At 40.5% G+C, this 15,654-nt stretch carries 23 protein-coding genes; 12 read left to right on the top strand and 11 right to left on the bottom strand.

Going from position 1 to position 15,654, the window contains the following annotated elements; genetic code table 11:
• Positions 1–78: 78 nt before the first annotated feature.
• The 4 genes from NQ564_RS12425 to NQ564_RS12440 all read right to left on the bottom strand — a co-directional run bounded on the left by NQ564_RS12425 (position 79) and on the right by NQ564_RS12440 (position 2,948).
• Positions 79–603 carry a hypothetical protein gene (locus NQ564_RS12425; protein ID WP_008149757.1) on the bottom strand — a complete coding sequence of 175 codons (525 nt, stop codon included), beginning with the start codon at positions 601–603 and terminating at the stop codon, positions 79–81.
• On the bottom strand, positions 600–1,322 hold the full coding sequence (locus tag NQ564_RS12430) for a hypothetical protein (protein WP_008149758.1): 723 nt from the start codon (positions 1,320–1,322) through the stop codon (positions 600–602). Before NQ564_RS12430 ends, NQ564_RS12425 begins: the two co-directional genes overlap by 4 nt.
• A 65-nt stretch (positions 1,323–1,387) precedes the next feature.
• The gene (locus tag NQ564_RS12435) at positions 1,388–2,344 is read right to left on the bottom strand and encodes an Acg family FMN-binding oxidoreductase (protein ID WP_008149760.1); all 957 of its coding nucleotides are present in this window, start codon (positions 2,342–2,344) and stop codon (positions 1,388–1,390) included.
• Positions 2,334–2,948, bottom strand: coding sequence for a TetR/AcrR family transcriptional regulator (locus NQ564_RS12440; protein ID WP_008657154.1), 615 nt, complete (start codon positions 2,946–2,948; stop codon positions 2,334–2,336). Before NQ564_RS12440 ends, NQ564_RS12435 begins: the two co-directional genes overlap by 11 nt.
• Positions 2,949–3,170: 222 nt before the next feature.
• Between NQ564_RS12440 and NQ564_RS12445 the strand changes: the two genes are divergently transcribed.
• The 5 genes from NQ564_RS12445 (at position 3,171) to NQ564_RS12465 (ending at position 5,005) form a co-directional block, all read left to right on the top strand.
• A complete protein-coding gene (locus tag NQ564_RS12445; RefSeq protein ID WP_008149763.1) occupies positions 3,171–3,485 on the top strand; it encodes a helix-turn-helix domain-containing protein in 315 nt (104 codons plus the stop codon).
• The gene (locus NQ564_RS12450) at positions 3,472–3,765 is read left to right on the top strand and encodes a DUF3876 domain-containing protein (RefSeq protein ID WP_008149765.1); all 294 of its coding nucleotides are present in this window, start codon (positions 3,472–3,474) and stop codon (positions 3,763–3,765) included. The genes NQ564_RS12445 and NQ564_RS12450 overlap by 14 nt, the downstream gene beginning before the upstream one ends.
• Positions 3,766–3,846: 81 nt before the next feature.
• Positions 3,847–4,140 (top strand): helix-turn-helix domain-containing protein, encoded by a 294-nt coding sequence (locus NQ564_RS12455; protein ID WP_129650150.1) that lies wholly within the window; start codon positions 3,847–3,849, stop codon positions 4,138–4,140.
• Between the two features lie 259 nt (positions 4,141–4,399).
• A complete protein-coding gene (locus tag NQ564_RS12460; RefSeq protein ID WP_008149769.1) occupies positions 4,400–4,696 on the top strand; it encodes a helix-turn-helix domain-containing protein in 297 nt (98 codons plus the stop codon).
• A 6-nt stretch (positions 4,697–4,702) separates the two neighbouring features.
• Complete coding sequence (locus NQ564_RS12465) at positions 4,703–5,005, top strand: helix-turn-helix domain-containing protein (protein ID WP_008149771.1); 303 nt, start codon at positions 4,703–4,705, stop codon at positions 5,003–5,005.
• Positions 5,006–5,070: 65 nt separating this feature from the next.
• Here NQ564_RS12465 and NQ564_RS12470 read toward each other — a convergent pair whose 3' ends face one another.
• A complete protein-coding gene (locus NQ564_RS12470; RefSeq protein WP_008149773.1) occupies positions 5,071–6,297 on the bottom strand; it encodes a site-specific integrase in 1,227 nt (408 codons plus the stop codon).
• Positions 6,298–6,970: 673 nt separating this feature from the next.
• Between NQ564_RS12470 and NQ564_RS12475 the strand changes: the two genes are divergently transcribed.
• From NQ564_RS12475 to NQ564_RS12495, 5 genes are all read left to right on the top strand, one after another.
• Positions 6,971–7,516, top strand: a complete 546-nt coding sequence (locus NQ564_RS12475) for a TetR/AcrR family transcriptional regulator (RefSeq protein WP_008149775.1) — start codon at positions 6,971–6,973, stop codon at positions 7,514–7,516.
• Positions 7,517–7,557: 41 nt separating this feature from the next.
• Entirely contained in the window at positions 7,558–8,544 is a 987-nt protein-coding gene (locus tag NQ564_RS12480) for a beta-ketoacyl-ACP synthase 3 (RefSeq protein WP_008149776.1), read from the top strand.
• Between the two features lie 15 nt (positions 8,545–8,559).
• Complete coding sequence (locus NQ564_RS12485) at positions 8,560–8,799, top strand: hypothetical protein (protein ID WP_081450216.1); 240 nt, start codon at positions 8,560–8,562, stop codon at positions 8,797–8,799.
• The gene (locus NQ564_RS12490; protein ID WP_039848212.1) at positions 8,753–9,172 is read left to right on the top strand and encodes an RteC domain-containing protein; all 420 of its coding nucleotides are present in this window, start codon (positions 8,753–8,755) and stop codon (positions 9,170–9,172) included. The genes NQ564_RS12485 and NQ564_RS12490 overlap by 47 nt, the downstream gene beginning before the upstream one ends.
• Before the next feature lie 130 nt (positions 9,173–9,302).
• Positions 9,303–9,635, top strand: coding sequence for a helix-turn-helix domain-containing protein (locus tag NQ564_RS12495; RefSeq protein WP_039848213.1), 333 nt, complete (start codon positions 9,303–9,305; stop codon positions 9,633–9,635).
• 41 nt (positions 9,636–9,676) lie between these two features.
• Here the strand turns inward: NQ564_RS12495 and NQ564_RS12500 are convergent, their stop codons facing one another.
• The 6 genes from NQ564_RS12500 to NQ564_RS12525 all read right to left on the bottom strand — a co-directional run bounded on the left by NQ564_RS12500 (position 9,677) and on the right by NQ564_RS12525 (position 14,673).
• Positions 9,677–10,402: a hypothetical protein gene (locus tag NQ564_RS12500; protein WP_008149782.1), complete on the bottom strand. Its 726-nt coding sequence runs from the start codon at positions 10,400–10,402 to the stop codon at positions 9,677–9,679.
• A 3-nt stretch (positions 10,403–10,405) separates the two neighbouring features.
• Complete coding sequence (locus NQ564_RS12505; protein ID WP_008149784.1) at positions 10,406–11,329, bottom strand: relaxase/mobilization nuclease domain-containing protein; 924 nt, start codon at positions 11,327–11,329, stop codon at positions 10,406–10,408.
• A complete protein-coding gene (locus NQ564_RS12510; RefSeq protein WP_008149787.1) occupies positions 11,295–11,678 on the bottom strand; it encodes a MobC family plasmid mobilization relaxosome protein in 384 nt (127 codons plus the stop codon). Before NQ564_RS12510 ends, NQ564_RS12505 begins: the two co-directional genes overlap by 35 nt.
• 156 nt (positions 11,679–11,834) lie before the next feature.
• A complete protein-coding gene (locus NQ564_RS12515) occupies positions 11,835–12,815 on the bottom strand; it encodes a toprim domain-containing protein (RefSeq protein WP_008149789.1) in 981 nt (326 codons plus the stop codon).
• A 336-nt stretch (positions 12,816–13,151) separates the two neighbouring features.
• A complete protein-coding gene (locus tag NQ564_RS12520) occupies positions 13,152–14,384 on the bottom strand; it encodes a VapE domain-containing protein (RefSeq protein WP_008149793.1) in 1,233 nt (410 codons plus the stop codon).
• Positions 14,365–14,673, bottom strand: a complete 309-nt coding sequence (locus tag NQ564_RS12525; protein ID WP_008149795.1) for a helix-turn-helix domain-containing protein — start codon at positions 14,671–14,673, stop codon at positions 14,365–14,367. Before NQ564_RS12525 ends, NQ564_RS12520 begins: the two co-directional genes overlap by 20 nt.
• A gap of 337 nt (positions 14,674–15,010) precedes the next feature.
• On the opposite strand from NQ564_RS12525, the gene NQ564_RS12530 reads away from it, so the two are divergent.
• On the top strand, positions 15,011–15,298 hold the full coding sequence (locus NQ564_RS12530) for a helix-turn-helix domain-containing protein (RefSeq protein ID WP_025866775.1): 288 nt from the start codon (positions 15,011–15,013) through the stop codon (positions 15,296–15,298).
• A 4-nt stretch (positions 15,299–15,302) separates the two neighbouring features.
• On the top strand, positions 15,303–15,584 hold the full coding sequence (locus tag NQ564_RS12535) for a helix-turn-helix domain-containing protein (RefSeq protein ID WP_008149799.1): 282 nt from the start codon (positions 15,303–15,305) through the stop codon (positions 15,582–15,584).
• Positions 15,585–15,654 lie beyond the last annotated feature (70 nt).

Here is a 15,654-nt window from a genome sequence, read left to right on the forward strand (position 1 = left end):
TGAAGTGTTTAATAATTAATGAGTATTAATAATCAGACTAAAGTCTGTTACATGTTGCTGAATGATTTCTGTATATCTTTAAAACATGAATCCAATCTTTATTGAAATAGCATTATGGCTTAGCTTCTCTGCAAACTCGGCTGTAAACAATGATTGCTTTTGCGTTTTCAGTCGTTCAAGTTTCTGGGATTCATATCCTAAAGCCAAGAATAACTTCTTACTTTTACAAATAGAATATTCTACCCCTGCAGACGGATTCAGATAAAAACCTCCATTAGCATTTTTATTCGGTACAAAACTATATCCAACGCCACATTCTATATAAGGAGTGAACTTTCTAGGTTTTATGATTAAAAATTTTGCATCGGCAAATAACGGGATCAAAACTTTCTCATAAATGGATAATCCTGTCCCGACACCGACAGAGAACCGTTTGTTGATGGCATAATACCCCAGAACCTGTAATGAAAAAGGGGTAGCTGCTGGCTCGCTCATGTCAATCCCTGTTCCTACACTTGTTGCAAAAGTGAAGTGTTCTTTATTTTGTGCTGTCGCCATTGCAATAGTACAGCTTGCTATAATTAGTAGAATAATCTTTTTCATTGGATCGTTACAGTTATGCGTTTTACAATGTGTAAAGCTGTTGTAAGCCCGGATGTATCTTTATTAATTTCTCCCGAACTTCCATCTGGACTACTATGCCCGGTCAAATTTGCTTCAAATGATTTTTCTCCTGATAATAAATCGACATTGGCAGTATATACAATCGCTGGTTGTCCACTTCCTTCTTTACCTCCAGAATAGTTGGCTTCTCCTTCTTTGGCTGATTTAGGGAAGGCTTCATTGAAATCGGTAGAGTGATTGATTTCTATTTTTACCACGAATTTCTTAAGTACTGTTGTCGGACTTAATTTAATATCAAAACTTTCACGTGGGGTTGCTCCTGATATGCCATCTGTTAATGGTTCTTTCTTTGTGGGCAAATAAAGTCCATCATCGTATTTTATTCCACATGAATAACACCAATGAGGTAGTGCTTCTTTTCGTCGGTTTCCTCCCGATGCTTGCCAAGATTGAGTGGCGATCTTATGAGTTACATAGACCGTTGAAAGATAATTTCCTTGTGTATCTTCCAACCAGACAGCAATTTGAGGTGGGTTCTTTTTGTTGATACCTAAGAACAAAGGAAAGTCATGCAGCCATTGTTCACCCTGTTCGATACATACCTTTACATCTCCTTTCTCATACTCAATCAATTCCTGTTGGCAGGAACAAAGGCTGACAAGCCATAAATAAATCAATGTCAATCCCATTTTATTCATATTAGTTTTATTAAATTGTTATTTTATTATTGTTACTAACCGGGAACATGGCAAGCAAAAAAATATTAGACTAGTAATGTTTCAATCTTTTTACGGGGAGAATAAGGGATTTGCTTTGCATAACCAATTCTCATTATTAATGTTGGGTGTTCCTTATTGACAGGTAATTTCTCTCGTAAGTCAAAAGCTAATGCCGCAACTTCGCACGGCTGATTCAAAAAAGCATAAGCAATCCCGATCTCAGTTACTTTTAACAGAAAGCGTTGGAGTGTTCGCCCCAAGTTAATCCACTCTTCGATTGTATCTCGTTGTGTGGTGCATACAACAAAATGCGAGGAAGAATCTATTTTCTTTCTATCCGATTTGTTTTGTGCATTAGGTTTTAAGAATAAGCTAACTATGGGACGTGCTAATATTCTAGGAAGTGGTGGATTTCCGAAAACCAAATAACTTAGCCCGTTATGTGTAGCCTCAACTTGTTTTTTATTAAACCTCATCCACGAAAGCAATTCATTCTTGAAAGCAATATCAGCCATTTGAATTTCATTCCCTTTCATTATGTATTGGGTTATTGTATTTGCAAATGGCGTATTTATTTCAGTAAAGTAGAATTGAATACCATTTTCTTTTGGAATGGATTGAAGTTGTTGCAGAATTCCATCTGATATTTTATTGCCATTATAGATATTGCGGTTTGTCTGTCGTTTCTCAATTTGATGGAATAGGGAATCTTCAATTGTGAGATCATTTTTCGTTAATTCAAGAATAATCGCTTCTATACTGCATTCTATTATATGGGTAGTGTAACCAAAATAGCTGGCAGCGATGCATAAGTTTTCAACAGCACAGCCTAAGCTAATAAATAACTCACGATTGTTTCTATCAACGACAGGTAACGCTACATCTAAGTTGGGGAGAACCGTAATAGTACTGTCCGTAATATGAAACTTCCAAGGCTGTGTGTTATGTCCCGAAGGAGCTTTGGAAGCATAACTGGCTATTTGTATGAAATCAGTTTTCATCTTGAAATACCTTATTTATTAAAACTTCAATTCCTTCGTTTATCTGTTCCCATCCTGAATTCTCATTCAGAGGAATGCCATTGTAAACCGGACAAAAATCTTCCAGCATTACCAAATAAGTAATTGATGCTGTCAGCATAGAGGCTATTGCTGCAATTTCCTTTTGGGGATGTCCTGTTAGTTCGCTTACTTTCTTTACAAGGTCTATTCCTACTTTTTCCCGTTGCTCTCTTAGCTTTACAATCATATCATTATTACAAGATAATTCCCAGCGATAAAGCCTTTTCAAAGTAGGATTATTCCTTAATTGCTCAATCTGTCCTTGAAACATACTTTTCACGAATGCAGGTAGTTTTTCACGGCTGGGATATTCAAGAGGGAAATTGATCCAAAAATCATGTTGCCGTATGTAAGCAGCCATAAGTCCCTCTACCGAACCGAAATAACGGTATATCAATATCTTTGAAACACCTGATTGGGTAGCTATAGCGTTAATGCCGATTTTCTCGAAGCCATCTTCGGCAATCATTTTACCGATAGTATCTAGCAACCGCTTTTCGGTAGCTTCCCGATCTCTTTCTCCTGTTATGCTTTTTCCTTTCATTTTACGCATTGTTACTATTCGGGAACAAATGTATGTTACTTATCGGAAACATGCAAATAATATGCTTGGTAAATTTGCAGTGGTAGAAAGTTTTTTGCTATCAAGCCAATGCTGAACTTACTATGCCATCCTTGGACAGTTTAGAAAACGGCTCTTGATTCTTCTTTCATTTGCTGGTGAAATAGAATCAACACGTTTTATAAACCATTTAAAATTAAAAGTATGGAAGTAGTAACCATCGAAAAAAGAACATTCTCGTATGTCTGCGAGCGGTTCACAGAGTTTGCCAAACGGATAGAAAGTTTATGCAGCACTCATACCCAAAAAGTAGAAAACTGGCTGGATAGTCAGGAAGTATGCTTGTTGTTAGGCTTTAGCAAACGAACGCTGCAATATTACCGAAGTAGCGGACGGCTGGCTTATTCTCAAATAGGGAGCAAGATTTATTATAAATCTGCTGATATTGGAAAGATTATTTCAAACTGTGAAATAAAGAATCAATCACCCAAACAAATCATGCCTTATGAAAAGAACTAAAGAAGATTATCCGTCCTTCAACCTGTTCTCCATTGTTGGCACATGGGAAAGCATTAATCTGAATCCTACGGTTATCATCTACCGGAACGACAAAGATTATCTTCTCTCTATTATATATGTATCGGAAGCCACCAAACAGGCTTCACCCGCCACATATGAAATACATAAAGAAGGTAGCTTGTATTTTATCGCTCCTGCTCCTAAACGGATTTACATAGATTATGATCCGGTGAAAGATGTGCTTAACCTTTCATCGTTAGGCGATTATCTGCGTAACTAATCAATCAACCAGCTAGTCATTTTACTGATTAGCCACTTAGCAATCTTGAAATCAATATTTCAATAAAACAATCTTTCAATCATGGAATTAATAGATAAAGATACACCGCAAGTTAAAGAGTTCATTTCTTCGCTCGATTCAATGTTGAACGGTATTGAATCAATTATCAAGCACTATAAGCCCCATTTGAACGGAGAACGTTTTCTTTCCAATCATGAGATTTCTAAAAAGCTAAATGTCAGTTTACGAACTCTGCAAGAATGGAGAGATACGGGATTAATCCCCTTCATTCAGATAAAAGGTAAAATCATCTACCGACAAAGTGATATTGATAAACTGCTCCAAAAGCATTACTTTGAAAGCTGGAAGGAATAACCTGCCACCCTCGGAAACATTGTTTTTCGGAATTTAATTTGAATCATTGACTTTTTCAGTGAAGTATTTAGTCTGTGCAAGTCTTTAGATAAAAATACGCTCGAATGTAATGAGAGGAAGATTTTTATCTAAACCGAAGGCTCGGACTTGAACAGGCTAAATACGGAACTTACCTTTGTCAATGCTTCATATTGAGTTCTGGAAAACTTACTTTAAAAGAAAAGGATTGAGAAAATGAATTTTGAAAAGTAATTTATATATGGATATAGTAGCAATAGAAAGAGTTTCCTTCGATTCTTTTAGAAAGAAGTTGGAACAGATTGTATCATGGGCAGATAATACTTCTTTATCTCCCTCTGATATGCGTATTGAGAAAGAATGGATAGAGGGTAGAACATTGGCAGCTTCCTTAAATATTCCTTTACGAACATTACAGTCTTTACGTGAGAGTGGCAAACTTTCTTTTTCGACTGTTGGCAAGAAGGTATATTATAAGGTTGCCGAAGTACAAAAACTATTGGATTCAGGTAGAATAAAAGTAACCACTAAAGAATAATTGCTTATGGATTTATACACGGATGAGGATAGCCAAGAATTATTGCAATCGTTAGATAGGGTTTTACCTTATATAGAATATGCATTGAAGAATAATAAGCCCATGTTTGAGGGTGAACGGTATCTGACAAGTGAAGAACTTTGTTCTATCCTCAAAATCAGCCGTAGAACTTTGCAGTATTATCGAGATGATGGCATTTTCCCTTTTATTCAACTTCCGGGCAAAGTGCTGTTCTGTGAATCGGATATTAGAAAGGTTTTGGAAGATAGGTTTCGTTCTGCCTATAATATAGAAGATTATTCTCTTTAGTTTTTAATAGGATGAATATAGAAAATCGGCTACCGTCCAAATGGATTGGGTAGCCGTTTTTATCTTTAGGTGGTTTTAGTAGAGAAGCTCTCCCGTACATTCTGCATATCTCGGAGAATACTTTGGTCTAATACTTTTGCGTATCGCTGCGTCATTTTTGTATTGGTATGACCGAGCATTTTGGCTACATTTTCCAATGATACATTGTTAGCTAAAGCGACAACGGTCGAAAATGTATGTCGTCCGGTATGCGTGGTTAGATTCTTCTTGATACTGCATAAATCAGCAATTTCTTTCAAGTAATTGTTTAGCTTTTGGTTGCATGGAACAGGTAACAATGTTCCTTTCTTTTTCGCCAGTGGATGCCCATCGTATTTCTCCAATATGGCTAAAGGTATATCCAAAAGAGGGATGTTGCACATGACTTTAGTTTTCTGTCTTGCTTTCCTAATCCATAAATTTCCCTGATTATCAGATACGAGATGTTCTGCTTTTAATTCTGATACATCTATGAAAGCTAACCCCGTGAAGCATTGGAATAGAAAAATATCACGTACTAAATCTAAACGAGGAATATCAAAAACTTTGTTTTGCATAGTTTCTAATTCTTCTTTGGTTAGAAACTCTTTGTGTACTTCCTGCTCGTGGAAACGGATATTGATAAACGGGTCTTTCTCCATCCAATCATTCGCTAATGCCATGTTTGTGATTTTCTTCACTACCTTCATATAACGGATTACTGTATTCTCCTGCAAGTCCTTCCTTGTTTTCAGGAAATGAATATAGTCCTGAATGATGGCATGGCTTATTTCTTTCATGGGAATATCCTTTAGGTGATACTTTTTCAAAGCCATCTCTTTGAAATACCGTAGGCAAGTATCAAACCGGGAGATAGTTACTTTTGCATAATCCTTGCCAATCAACTCACGACATTTGTCATTATGTTCCTGAAAAACTTCAAAGAACATTAGATGCTTTTCATCCAGTCCGAGAAAGCGTCTTTTAATCTCCATCGGATTGATAAGTTTATTTTCATCTTCCAAAGTTCGATGAATATCGTACAGGCGCAGTTTAACTGATTCTAGATAACGGTTTATCTCTACTGATTTAGCGTCTTTGCCTGTACACCGTTCCTTAGCTTGCGACCAAAGTTCAGGCTTAACGGTTCTTTTTAGCTGCATTTCAGCTAATTGCCCTTGAATTGTTATCCGCAACATGATAGGTGTCTCACCTGACTTTACTGTTCTTGTTTTGCGGATGAAGAACAGCACGTTGAAAGTCTGTCGTTTCATACTTCAAAAAATTAATGTTTAAAGTTACTGAATCGTGCAGAATAGCAGGAATTAAACGATAAGACAATCAACGACTTATGGTACAATTCGTGGACACTTTTTTCGAGACTAAAATTGTCCACGATTTAGCACAGCGAAAGTGCGTAATTCTGCCCAAAATATGCGGATTAGGGGAAAAAGAAAATCCCTGAAATGTTTAATTTTCAGGGATTTACCAAATTTGAAGTCTTTTAAAAGTGGTGCCACCAGCAACCGAAAATCGGTTTGTATAGCACTATTTTTCAATAAGTTATATCTTTATTACGATGTTAGTCCCTTGAATAAGGTTTTCACAACTTTGCACCGTTCAACACAATTTTGTGTTTCAGGTTCGATTTCTGCGTGCAAAGGTAGGCATTTATTTGGAATTATCAATATCTCCAAGAAGTTTTTTTAGCCTTTAGTATATTTTCAAATGCTACATTACCTTCTATGGAAACGAAAATAAAAACATTATTTACTGAATAACAAATATTTAGAGAATTCATAAGAATAAAGGGTAACGATATAGAAATGAGCGAAATTCTCTAATTTGCCTTATATTTCCATTGTTCCAAATAACTTTTTCACAAATATAGCACATTTTTTCGCATGAATATACTTACTACTAAGTAAAATCAATTATCTTTGCGGCATGAATGATACAAGAAATGAAATAATTCGTTTGGGAAGTGAATTAATCCGCTCTATCGGATATAATGCTTTTAGCTATGCTGATATATCCAAAGCATTGGGTATAAAGAATGCGGCAATTCATTATTATTTTCCTTCTAAATCTGATTTAGGTGTGGAAATCATTCAACGTAACATTTATGCTTTTAAAGAATTGGTGGATAGTTGGAAAAAGCTGGATTATAGAAAACAATTCTATAATTACGTTCACATGCACGATAGTTTTGTTGAAAATCATTGGGTTTGTGTGGTTGGAGCACTTTCGCCCTCTTTTGATACATTACCTGAAAATATGCAGAAAAAATTACGAGAATTGGTGAATCTTATTCTTAAATGGCTTACAGACTTATTGGAAGTTGGTTTGCAAACCAAAGTTTTTTCATTTAATGAACAGCCACAAATTAAAGCATATATGGTTCATTCAGCCTTACTATCTTCTTTGCAAATGAATAAAGTTCTTAGAAATGATGTATATAAGTCAATTCAGGCAGGATTATTAAGCATTTAATTTTTTTTGCCCTAATAACTTACTTACTAATAAGTATAAATATGAATGCAATAATTAATTCGATTGGGATTTATCATCCAAAACAAAAAGTGTATAATTCGTTTTTTGAGAAAAGATTAGAAACTTCTGATAAATGGATTAAAGAAAGGACAGGCATAGAGAGTCGTTTTTTTGCAGCTACGGATGAATATACAAGTGATATGTGTATAAAAGCTGCATTAAATCTTTCATCTGTTTACAATAAAAATTTAAGCGATGTTGATTTTATAATAGTTGCTACTACAACTCCAGACCAAATTGTTCCAAGTGTCGCAAGCCAAGTTCAAACACGTTTAAAAATTCCACATGCAGGAGCAATAGATATATCATCTGCCTGCGCTGGATTTTGTAATGGTTTAATATTAGCAAAGGGATTGATTGCCGCAGGAACTCATAAGAAAATTTTAGTTTTTGGAGCTGATACATTGTCCAAAGTAACAGATTTTACAGATAGAAATACCTGCATATTATTTGGAGATGCAGCAGGAGTAGTTATTGTTGAACAATCAGAAGAAAATTGTTTATTAGAAACAATAACAGAAACAAATGGAGAATTTGGAAAAGACCTTTACCTAACAAATCAAAAAAACTTAATTAATGATGAAGAGGTCATTGCTAATAATAAGCTACATCAAAATGGAAGAGTTGTATATAAATGGGCAATACAAACATTATCGTATGGGTTAAAATCTTTAGCAAGAAAAAATTGTATCGCCTTAGATGAAGTGTCGTTTTTCTTGCCTCACAGTGCAAACTATAGATTGTTAGAAGCAGTGTTTCATGAATTAAAAATACCTATGGATAAATGTTTAGACAGTGTTAGAGAATATGGGAACACCTCTGCCGCTTCTATACCTTTGGCATGGTATAATGGTATTATGAGTGGAAAGATACAGAAAAATGATATTTTATTACTTATGGGATTTGGGGGTGGTTTTACTTATGGTGGTATTGGCATTAAAAATCAGATAGAAAACAAATATGTATGAATATGTTTTTAATATATGGATAATGTATTACAACAGAGATTTTTTCAGCTATTGTTGGAATGCTCACAACGCAATGTTTCCAAACATGAATTAGTGGAAGCACTTAACGAATTGGCTACACATGTAGCCAATTTTAGTATCAATGAACAGGATTACAGCGTTTTGCTCCGCTATTTTTCTTTTGGTTTACACCGTCTTAAATCGTACCGTGTACGGTTTAAGCAAGAAAAAAATGCCCTATTTGCATCTAATTGATGAAGCAATAGGACTTTTAAACACCGAAATACGTCTTATAGAGTGGCGTATCAAGTACCCGGAACAACTACAGCAACGTGTTAATAAGCAATCTCTTTCCCCTCTTTTTCTCGCAGACAAAACAACCCTTATCAACATCATGGAAATGGTAAGCGGTTTGTTCCTCTCAAAAGACATCGTATATCAGAACGGTAAGCCCGCCTATTTGGTGGACTTATCCAAAGGGTTTGAATGGCTGTTCAACATCAAGATAGGCGACTGTTACCAAAAACATGAGGACGTGATAAAACGAAAGCCGGGCAAACTGACCGGATTTCTTAATGGACTGGCAGACCTTATCAAAAAGGAACATGACAAGAAAGGGTATAGATAATCAGTGACTTATGATTTATTTATAGGGGATTCCATTAGTTCCCCCGTAATTTCTTTGCGCTTGTTTTCTGAACTTTGCTTCATCAATCGATTGACAAACAATAATGTATAATCAGAAAAATGAAGCAATCATGTATATAGACAATGACGATTTCAGCGCATGGATGCAGAAGCTGTACACCAAACTGGAAGAACTCTGCAAGGATGTACGGGTACTGCGCAATGCCGACAGGGTACTGCCCGAAGATGACAACCTGCTGGATAATCAAGACTTGTGCCTGCTATTCAAAGTGAGTATCAAGACCCTGCAACGTTACCGGGCTATCGGTGCGCTGCCATACTTCACAATCAGCGGAAAGGTGTACTACAAGGCTTCCGATGTCCGGGAGTTCATCAAGGAACGGTTTAGTGTTACCACCTTGCGCCAGTTCGAGAAAGAACACTGCACGAAGAAAAAGAAGTGAATTAAAAAGCCGGGGCGGTTCTGCTCCGGCTTTGCTTTGGTTTATGGCTTGCCCAACTTGTCGGCTTGCTCCTTTAGCTGCTTGGCTTGCTCGTTTAACAGCCTTGCCCGTTCCAACGCTTCCGCCTGTTTCCTGCTACGGTATTCGAAGCCTTTCACCGAATCGGTCAGGCGTCGGATGAAAGCGTTATCCCGCTCCCGGCTGAACTTTGTTTCCAGCAAATCAAGGCTGCTACCGTCTGACTTTCCTTTCATCAGGATATAGCGGTATTTTATATCATTGTCTTGTAACCGCTGCATCCGTTCCGTGAAACGAACATTCAGGATTAGCGAAGTGATACAGATAATAAACCCTGCTGAAAGAAGAAAGAACTTAGGTTTCAAATAGGGAGTTCCCCGGTATGTCAGTTTACCGTACCATGAAACGGGCGTTGCTTCTCCGGTCGGTGTATCATCAGCCGGGAACAACACTTTTAACTGCTCCTTGAAATATCGGTGCGAGGTCACGATAAGCCCCTTTATATCTTCAAGGTCTTGTTTTTGATTCTCGGACTGCCCTTTTCTGATATTGCCGATTTGGTTTAGAATCTCCTGCACCGTATTTTCAGGGATGCCGGATTTGCCCTGCATATCCGAAATGCGCTGTTCGATAACGTCCAGTCGGTTAATCGTTTCCTCTCGGCTGGCTGGCGTGACCTGCTTCTCTTGCCGTTCTTTCAGTTCTGTAACCATAGAGAGAAGCCCCTCCAAAATTAAATTATCTTCCATGTCCTATAATTTTAAGTGTCGTTTCTTTTTCCTCTTTTTTCTTTCATCGGGATTGTCGGGCGTTTCATCAGCCGGAGAGGATGAAGCGGAGAACAGACCGCCCAAGCCTACCAGTAACGGACTGTCGGCTTTGCCCGGTGTCTGCGCTGGCTCCTGAACAGGTGTGGAAATCGTCTGTCGGTTGTTTCGGGCAGTGTTCAGTCCTGCATCCCCGAAACATTTATCCAGTTTGGAAAAACTGAAACTGCGGTCTATCTCCGAACCCTTGAACGTGTATTCGCCTTTGGAAAAGGATATGCCCTGCACTTTGCCAGTCTGTCCTTTGTACTTGAACTGGATAGTAATACCCTTTTCCACCAGCCGGGTTTGTAACTGCTGCCAGTTCTTGGACTTCCCGATTTCATCCTTTACGGCATTGTAAATCTCGTATTTGGATTTGTCCGGCTCTCTCAAACGGCATTGCTTTACATGTTCCTTGCCTTTAGCGAAATAAAGCCCGTGTTTGGCTTTCAGCTTCTTGCATACCTGCTCGTTGCGGTACATGTCGTTCCTGTCCGAAATGGTCTTACCGTTGTTGTCTATGCGGTTGAACACGATATGCACGTGCGGATGTTCCCGGTCTTGGTGGCGCACGATGATGTACTGTGTATCGGTGATTTTCATTTCACGCATGTACTCCTGTGCAAGCTGTATCATTTTCCCGTCTGTCAGCTTGGGTGCGTCCACCGGGGAATAGCTTAGCGCAATATGTCCGACAGGCTTTTTCAGGTCGGGGTTCATCCCGGCTTGCAGTATGAAACTGCGTATGATGTCCCGGTTGTTTTCCGCCAACACTCCCTCCGCATGGAGCAAAGCCGCCTGTTCCTTGCCGAGTACATAGTTTACGCAGCCCTTAAACCCGCTTCCCTTTTTTATTTTTCCAATCATCCGACAACTGGTTTATGATTTCAATAATCCTGTTTTTGAGTTTCACCAGTTCCACTGCTACCAGTGCGAACCCTCCGGCATTCGCCCGGTGCGCCAGTTGGTTGATGTTGTTGGCTTCGCCTGCCAGCTTGCGGATAGTGTCCGCATCCTGCCTGTTCAGCCGGGGCGTTACCTCTGCCGAAACAACCGCCTGCCGGACGTACTCGCTGACGCACAGCCCGGCTTCGGCGGCTCGCTTCCTGATTGCGTAGAACTGTAACTCGGTCAGCTTCGTGCTGACTACCCGGTTCTGCTTGTCTATCCGGCTTTTTGCCGGGCGACCTCCCGTTTTGTCCCTTATCTCTGTCATACGTTTTTACTTATAGCTGGTATCTTAAAAATTGCGACCAACGGGAGAAATTTTCTTTGCTGTCAGGCAAAGCAAGGTGTTTCGGTAAACCGAAACATAACCTTGCTCTCCCTAATCACACAGCCTGCCGTCTGTTCATGCCGCCAGTCTTGCAGGTCACATCCTTAGCCCTCTCTTTCTTTTTTCACCCGGATTTTGTCTGTTATCCTGCTCCGGCTTGGGCTTGTCGGTAACTGTCAAGTCTTGGGATTGTTTCACTTTAAGGCTACGCAAATAGTCGTTCAGGTCATTGTGACCGCTGTACAGGTATGATGCGTCACGGACACGCCATTTGTATTCCTGCCTTATGGCTTCAACCGCTTTCCTGCCTGCCTCGTCATTGTCAAGCATACAATGTATATGCCCGTAACCAGCCAACGGATATAAGGCTTTATCCGTGTTGGCGGTGGAGTTCAGGATAACGTAGTCCTGCCAGTCGGTGCAGGGCATATCCGGGCTTTTCTGTTGCCGGATAGTGAGGAACGAGAGGAAATCCAAAAAGCCCTCGAACACGAAACAGGTATCTCTCGGCTCTCCCTGCTGCCGTATATGGGTAATGTCTTTCGATGTGCTGCCCTTGAAACGGGGATTGCGGAGTTCGTAACCTCCTGAATCATTCCTGAACGCCAGCGCAAAATAAGGCTTGCCACCGATGCGGTAATACATTTCCTGCACGTATGGGGCTGCCGTTCCGGGAGAAATTCCCCTTTCCTGCAAATAGCGCATGAGTGCCGGATTCTGTAACGGCTGTATTCTTCTTATTTCTATCGGGCTGGCTGCTTGCCTTTTCGTGTCCCTTTCGGGCAGGTCTTTCCCGTGAAAGGAAAAAGAGGCGGTGTTGCCCTGTTCCAGTCGGCAGATAGCGCCGTAGGCGTTGCACTGGTGCTGCTTCATCACAAGGTCGATGAGCGTCCCGCCCTCACCAGTTCCGTAGTCACACCATAGATTGGCGTTATAATCCACCTTAAAACTTGGCGTGTTGTCCTCCCGTAAGGGGCTGCGATACATGCCGTAGCTTCCTTTTTCCGTGACGGGCTGGATTCCCAAAGAGTTCAGGTAGTCTTTGATACTGATATTGTTGGCTTCCTTGTAGGTCATAATCTTTATTTTTTGATGTTGATAAATTGCAGTAGCACAGTAAGAAGTCAGTAAGAAGAAAAGTTACTATGTTTCTGCGCATAATTCTTTTTCTTTCAGCGGATTATCCCTTATGCAGTAAGATAAGTAAGTTCTTTCTTCAAAAGAAGATAGAAATATAACCTTGATATTTTCTGCGTTTTTTCTTTTTCCAAACTTTTCCAAAAGTTTACGGTTTTATCTTACTGCTTACTGCGCCACTGTTAAATGTTTGATGTACAGACTATAAAGTAAAAAAATGCATCTTACTGTGGCGGTTACTGCGTTGCAGTAATAACCAATCGTAAAATGACCGTGCTAACCGTAATCGTCATTTGTAGAGGATACCGGGACTGGCTTTATTCTGTACCCATATACCGAATAATTCTGTTTGTTGATGCGTTTCTGTACCCGTTTGAACCCGGCTTTACGCAACGCTTCCCCCAGCCGTTTTTCAGATAGCTGCATGGCGCATATATCCCGTAAACGTGCCAGTATTTGCGCTGTTGTCATAAAAAAATGGGGTTCTTCTTCCTCTGTTGGCTTCTCAAAATATTGCGTCAGCATTTCAAACTCGATTGTCTGCACCTCAAATTCCGCATTGTTCAGGTGCAGTTCTCCAATCTCCGCATCATTGAACCAGTAGCGCACGCCCTGACGGTACAGGTACATGATTTCGGAATAGACGTTATCCATGTGAATACTTTCTGCCGTGGGCTTGTCTATGTGCAGCACCTCGAACGGCAAAAAACGCCTGCTGCCTGTCGGGTCGGTCAGGAACTCGTTGCCGTTCACCGAAGCCATGAAGCTGGCGAGGTGGGGGTATTCCTCTATGTAAACGTCATACGGTCTGCGGTATTTCACCGCCGGGGTGGTGATAAGGTTCTTCAATGCGTTCTCGTTTTGCTTGTTGAGTTCCTTTAGCTGGTCGTCAATGTTGATGAACAGGTATTCGGCTATCAGTGTCAGGGTGTCTTTGCCCTGCGGGTCTATCTTTCCAGTGAACAGGTAATTCTTAAGCGGTGTCGGGCAAAGGTTGTCCAGCCACCACGATTTGAACTGTCCCTGCTTGTCCCCTGTCAATACCAGACAGGTATGGTTCTGACACCCCGTGTCGTTCATGGCGTTGGCTACCACACCGATAAGCCATTTCGTGAAATATTCCTCCCATTTGCCGGGGTTGGCTACCTGTACCGTGTTCAGGAGCCTGCCGATATGCCCGTGTTCGGCTGGATTCAGTAAGGGCAGGGCGTTGAAGTATTCCCGTATGGGATGTACCTTTCTTGCGAAATCGCTTTCCAGTATGGTACGGATGTTCTCGGCAGAGCTGACGATACCAGCGGTTGCGTCCAGCCTGCGCCTGAACGAGTTCAGAACGAATTTTGTAACGGGCTGGTACAAGCCCGAAGAACTTGCAGCCCGGTATTCCGTCCGGCTCTTTACGGTATTGAACCGGAAATCGTACAGGACGTTTAACAGGCTTTCAATGCGCTCGTTCTTTGACTGCCAGCCCTCGATATGCCGTGTTTCATCACTTCTTTTCTTTTTCATCGGGAAGTCTGTTAGAAGCCGGGACATACTGCTGCTGCATCCACTTTTTTAGTTCCTCCATGTCGAAACGCAGGGTACGCCCACGCTTGACACACGGTATCAGTCCCTTGCTGGCTAAGTGGTACAGGTAATTGACCGAATACCCGGTTATGCCGCTGGCAACGGATATTTTGACTAACACAGGCTCTTTTCCGTCCTGCCGTTTTTCGGGCTGTGCGCCCATGACCGGGGCAATCATCTTTTCGATGTTCTCCAGCCGTTTGAAAATTTCTTCGAAAGGATTATTCATAGGTGCTTGTTTTTTGAATTAGCACCACAAATAAAATAAGAAAAATCGGTAAAAAACAAAGCGTCAGCCGTTTGGAATCGCTTTGCTTCGCTCTGCACCAAATTAATGTCGGCAAATAGAAAACGGCTTTGTGTTTATTACCTTACTTATTTAGAAAGTGGGGGAAACCGGGATTTCTGTTCTCTTATTGTTTCTTTCCTGTTCGCTTGGGGCAGTGGTGGACATTTTCAGACACGCAAGGTCATTTGAGGACAGAGCGGAACAACCTATTATTCAGCCTTATATATTTGCACCAGTGAAGAAAAACGGAGTATTGACAAGAATAAATGTATCAGTTATGGAAATAGTGACGATTGAAAAGAGAACCTTTGAACTTTGGAAACAGAGGTTTGAAAATTTTGTGGGACGTGTGGATGCGCTCTGCGTGCCTTTACGCAGGAAGCGTGACAAGTGGCTGGATAACTGCGAGACCTGCCGTCTGCTGAACGTTTCAGCCCGGACGATGCAGACCTACCGTGATACGGGGAAACTGCCTTATTCGCAGATTAACAATAAGATTTACTACAAGGCTTCGGACGTGGAAACATTTCTGCTTAGCCAAGTAAGGGACAATTCTAAAAAGTAGGCGTATGGATTTGATAACGAAAGATTCCGATACTACGCTGGTACTGTTTTCCTCCCTTGACAGGGTGCTGGAAAACGTGGAGTACGTGGTAATGAACTATCGCCCTGTATTGAACGGTGAACACTATCTGACGGGCGAGGAAGTGTGCAAACGGCTTTGCATCAGCAAACGGACGTTACAGGATTACAGGGACACGGGACTGTTGGGATATGTGCAGCTTCCGGGAAAAATCATCTACCGGGAAAGTGACATCATGGATTTGTTGGAAAAGTTCTATCAGAAATGAAATCTTGAAAACATGGAATCTTGTTTTATTGCTTTCTTGAAAGATTGAAATATAGCTGTCTTGTTTTCTA

The organism is Parabacteroides johnsonii DSM 18315 (genome assembly GCF_025151045.1).
Lineage (GTDB): Bacteria > Bacteroidota > Bacteroidia > Bacteroidales > Tannerellaceae > Parabacteroides > Parabacteroides johnsonii.

Excerpts from the sequence above, each read along its gene's own strand:
- NQ564_RS12425 (WP_008149757.1), bottom strand. The coding sequence starts at position 603 with ATGAAAAAGATTATTCTACTAATTATAGCAAGCTGTACTATTGCAATG.
- NQ564_RS12430 (WP_008149758.1), bottom strand. The coding sequence starts at position 1,322 with ATGAATAAAATGGGATTGACATTGATTTATTTATGGCTTGTCAGCCTT.
- NQ564_RS12435 (WP_008149760.1), bottom strand. The coding sequence starts at position 2,344 with ATGAAAACTGATTTCATACAAATAGCCAGTTATGCTTCCAAAGCTCCT.
- NQ564_RS12440 (WP_008657154.1), bottom strand. The coding sequence starts at position 2,948 with ATGAAAGGAAAAAGCATAACAGGAGAAAGAGATCGGGAAGCTACCGAA.
- NQ564_RS12445 (WP_008149763.1), top strand. The coding sequence starts at position 3,171 with ATGGAAGTAGTAACCATCGAAAAAAGAACATTCTCGTATGTCTGCGAG.
- NQ564_RS12450 (WP_008149765.1), top strand. The coding sequence starts at position 3,472 with ATGAAAAGAACTAAAGAAGATTATCCGTCCTTCAACCTGTTCTCCATT.
- NQ564_RS12455 (WP_129650150.1), top strand. The coding sequence starts at position 3,847 with ATGGAATTAATAGATAAAGATACACCGCAAGTTAAAGAGTTCATTTCT.
- NQ564_RS12460 (WP_008149769.1), top strand. The coding sequence starts at position 4,400 with ATGGATATAGTAGCAATAGAAAGAGTTTCCTTCGATTCTTTTAGAAAG.
- NQ564_RS12465 (WP_008149771.1), top strand. The coding sequence starts at position 4,703 with ATGGATTTATACACGGATGAGGATAGCCAAGAATTATTGCAATCGTTA.
- NQ564_RS12470 (WP_008149773.1), bottom strand. The coding sequence starts at position 6,297 with ATGAAACGACAGACTTTCAACGTGCTGTTCTTCATCCGCAAAACAAGA.
- NQ564_RS12475 (WP_008149775.1), top strand. The coding sequence starts at position 6,971 with ATGAATGATACAAGAAATGAAATAATTCGTTTGGGAAGTGAATTAATC.
- NQ564_RS12480 (WP_008149776.1), top strand. The coding sequence starts at position 7,558 with ATGAATGCAATAATTAATTCGATTGGGATTTATCATCCAAAACAAAAA.
- NQ564_RS12485 (WP_081450216.1), top strand. The coding sequence starts at position 8,560 with ATGGATAATGTATTACAACAGAGATTTTTTCAGCTATTGTTGGAATGC.
- NQ564_RS12495 (WP_039848213.1), top strand. The coding sequence starts at position 9,303 with ATGTATATAGACAATGACGATTTCAGCGCATGGATGCAGAAGCTGTAC.
- NQ564_RS12500 (WP_008149782.1), bottom strand. The coding sequence starts at position 10,402 with ATGGAAGATAATTTAATTTTGGAGGGGCTTCTCTCTATGGTTACAGAA.
- NQ564_RS12505 (WP_008149784.1), bottom strand. The coding sequence starts at position 11,329 with ATGATTGGAAAAATAAAAAAGGGAAGCGGGTTTAAGGGCTGCGTAAAC.
- NQ564_RS12510 (WP_008149787.1), bottom strand. The coding sequence starts at position 11,678 with ATGACAGAGATAAGGGACAAAACGGGAGGTCGCCCGGCAAAAAGCCGG.
- NQ564_RS12515 (WP_008149789.1), bottom strand. The coding sequence starts at position 12,815 with ATGACCTACAAGGAAGCCAACAATATCAGTATCAAAGACTACCTGAAC.
- NQ564_RS12520 (WP_008149793.1), bottom strand. The coding sequence starts at position 14,384 with ATGAAAAAGAAAAGAAGTGATGAAACACGGCATATCGAGGGCTGGCAG.
- NQ564_RS12525 (WP_008149795.1), bottom strand. The coding sequence starts at position 14,673 with ATGAATAATCCTTTCGAAGAAATTTTCAAACGGCTGGAGAACATCGAA.
- NQ564_RS12530 (WP_025866775.1), top strand. The coding sequence starts at position 15,011 with ATGGAAATAGTGACGATTGAAAAGAGAACCTTTGAACTTTGGAAACAG.
- NQ564_RS12535 (WP_008149799.1), top strand. The coding sequence starts at position 15,303 with ATGGATTTGATAACGAAAGATTCCGATACTACGCTGGTACTGTTTTCC.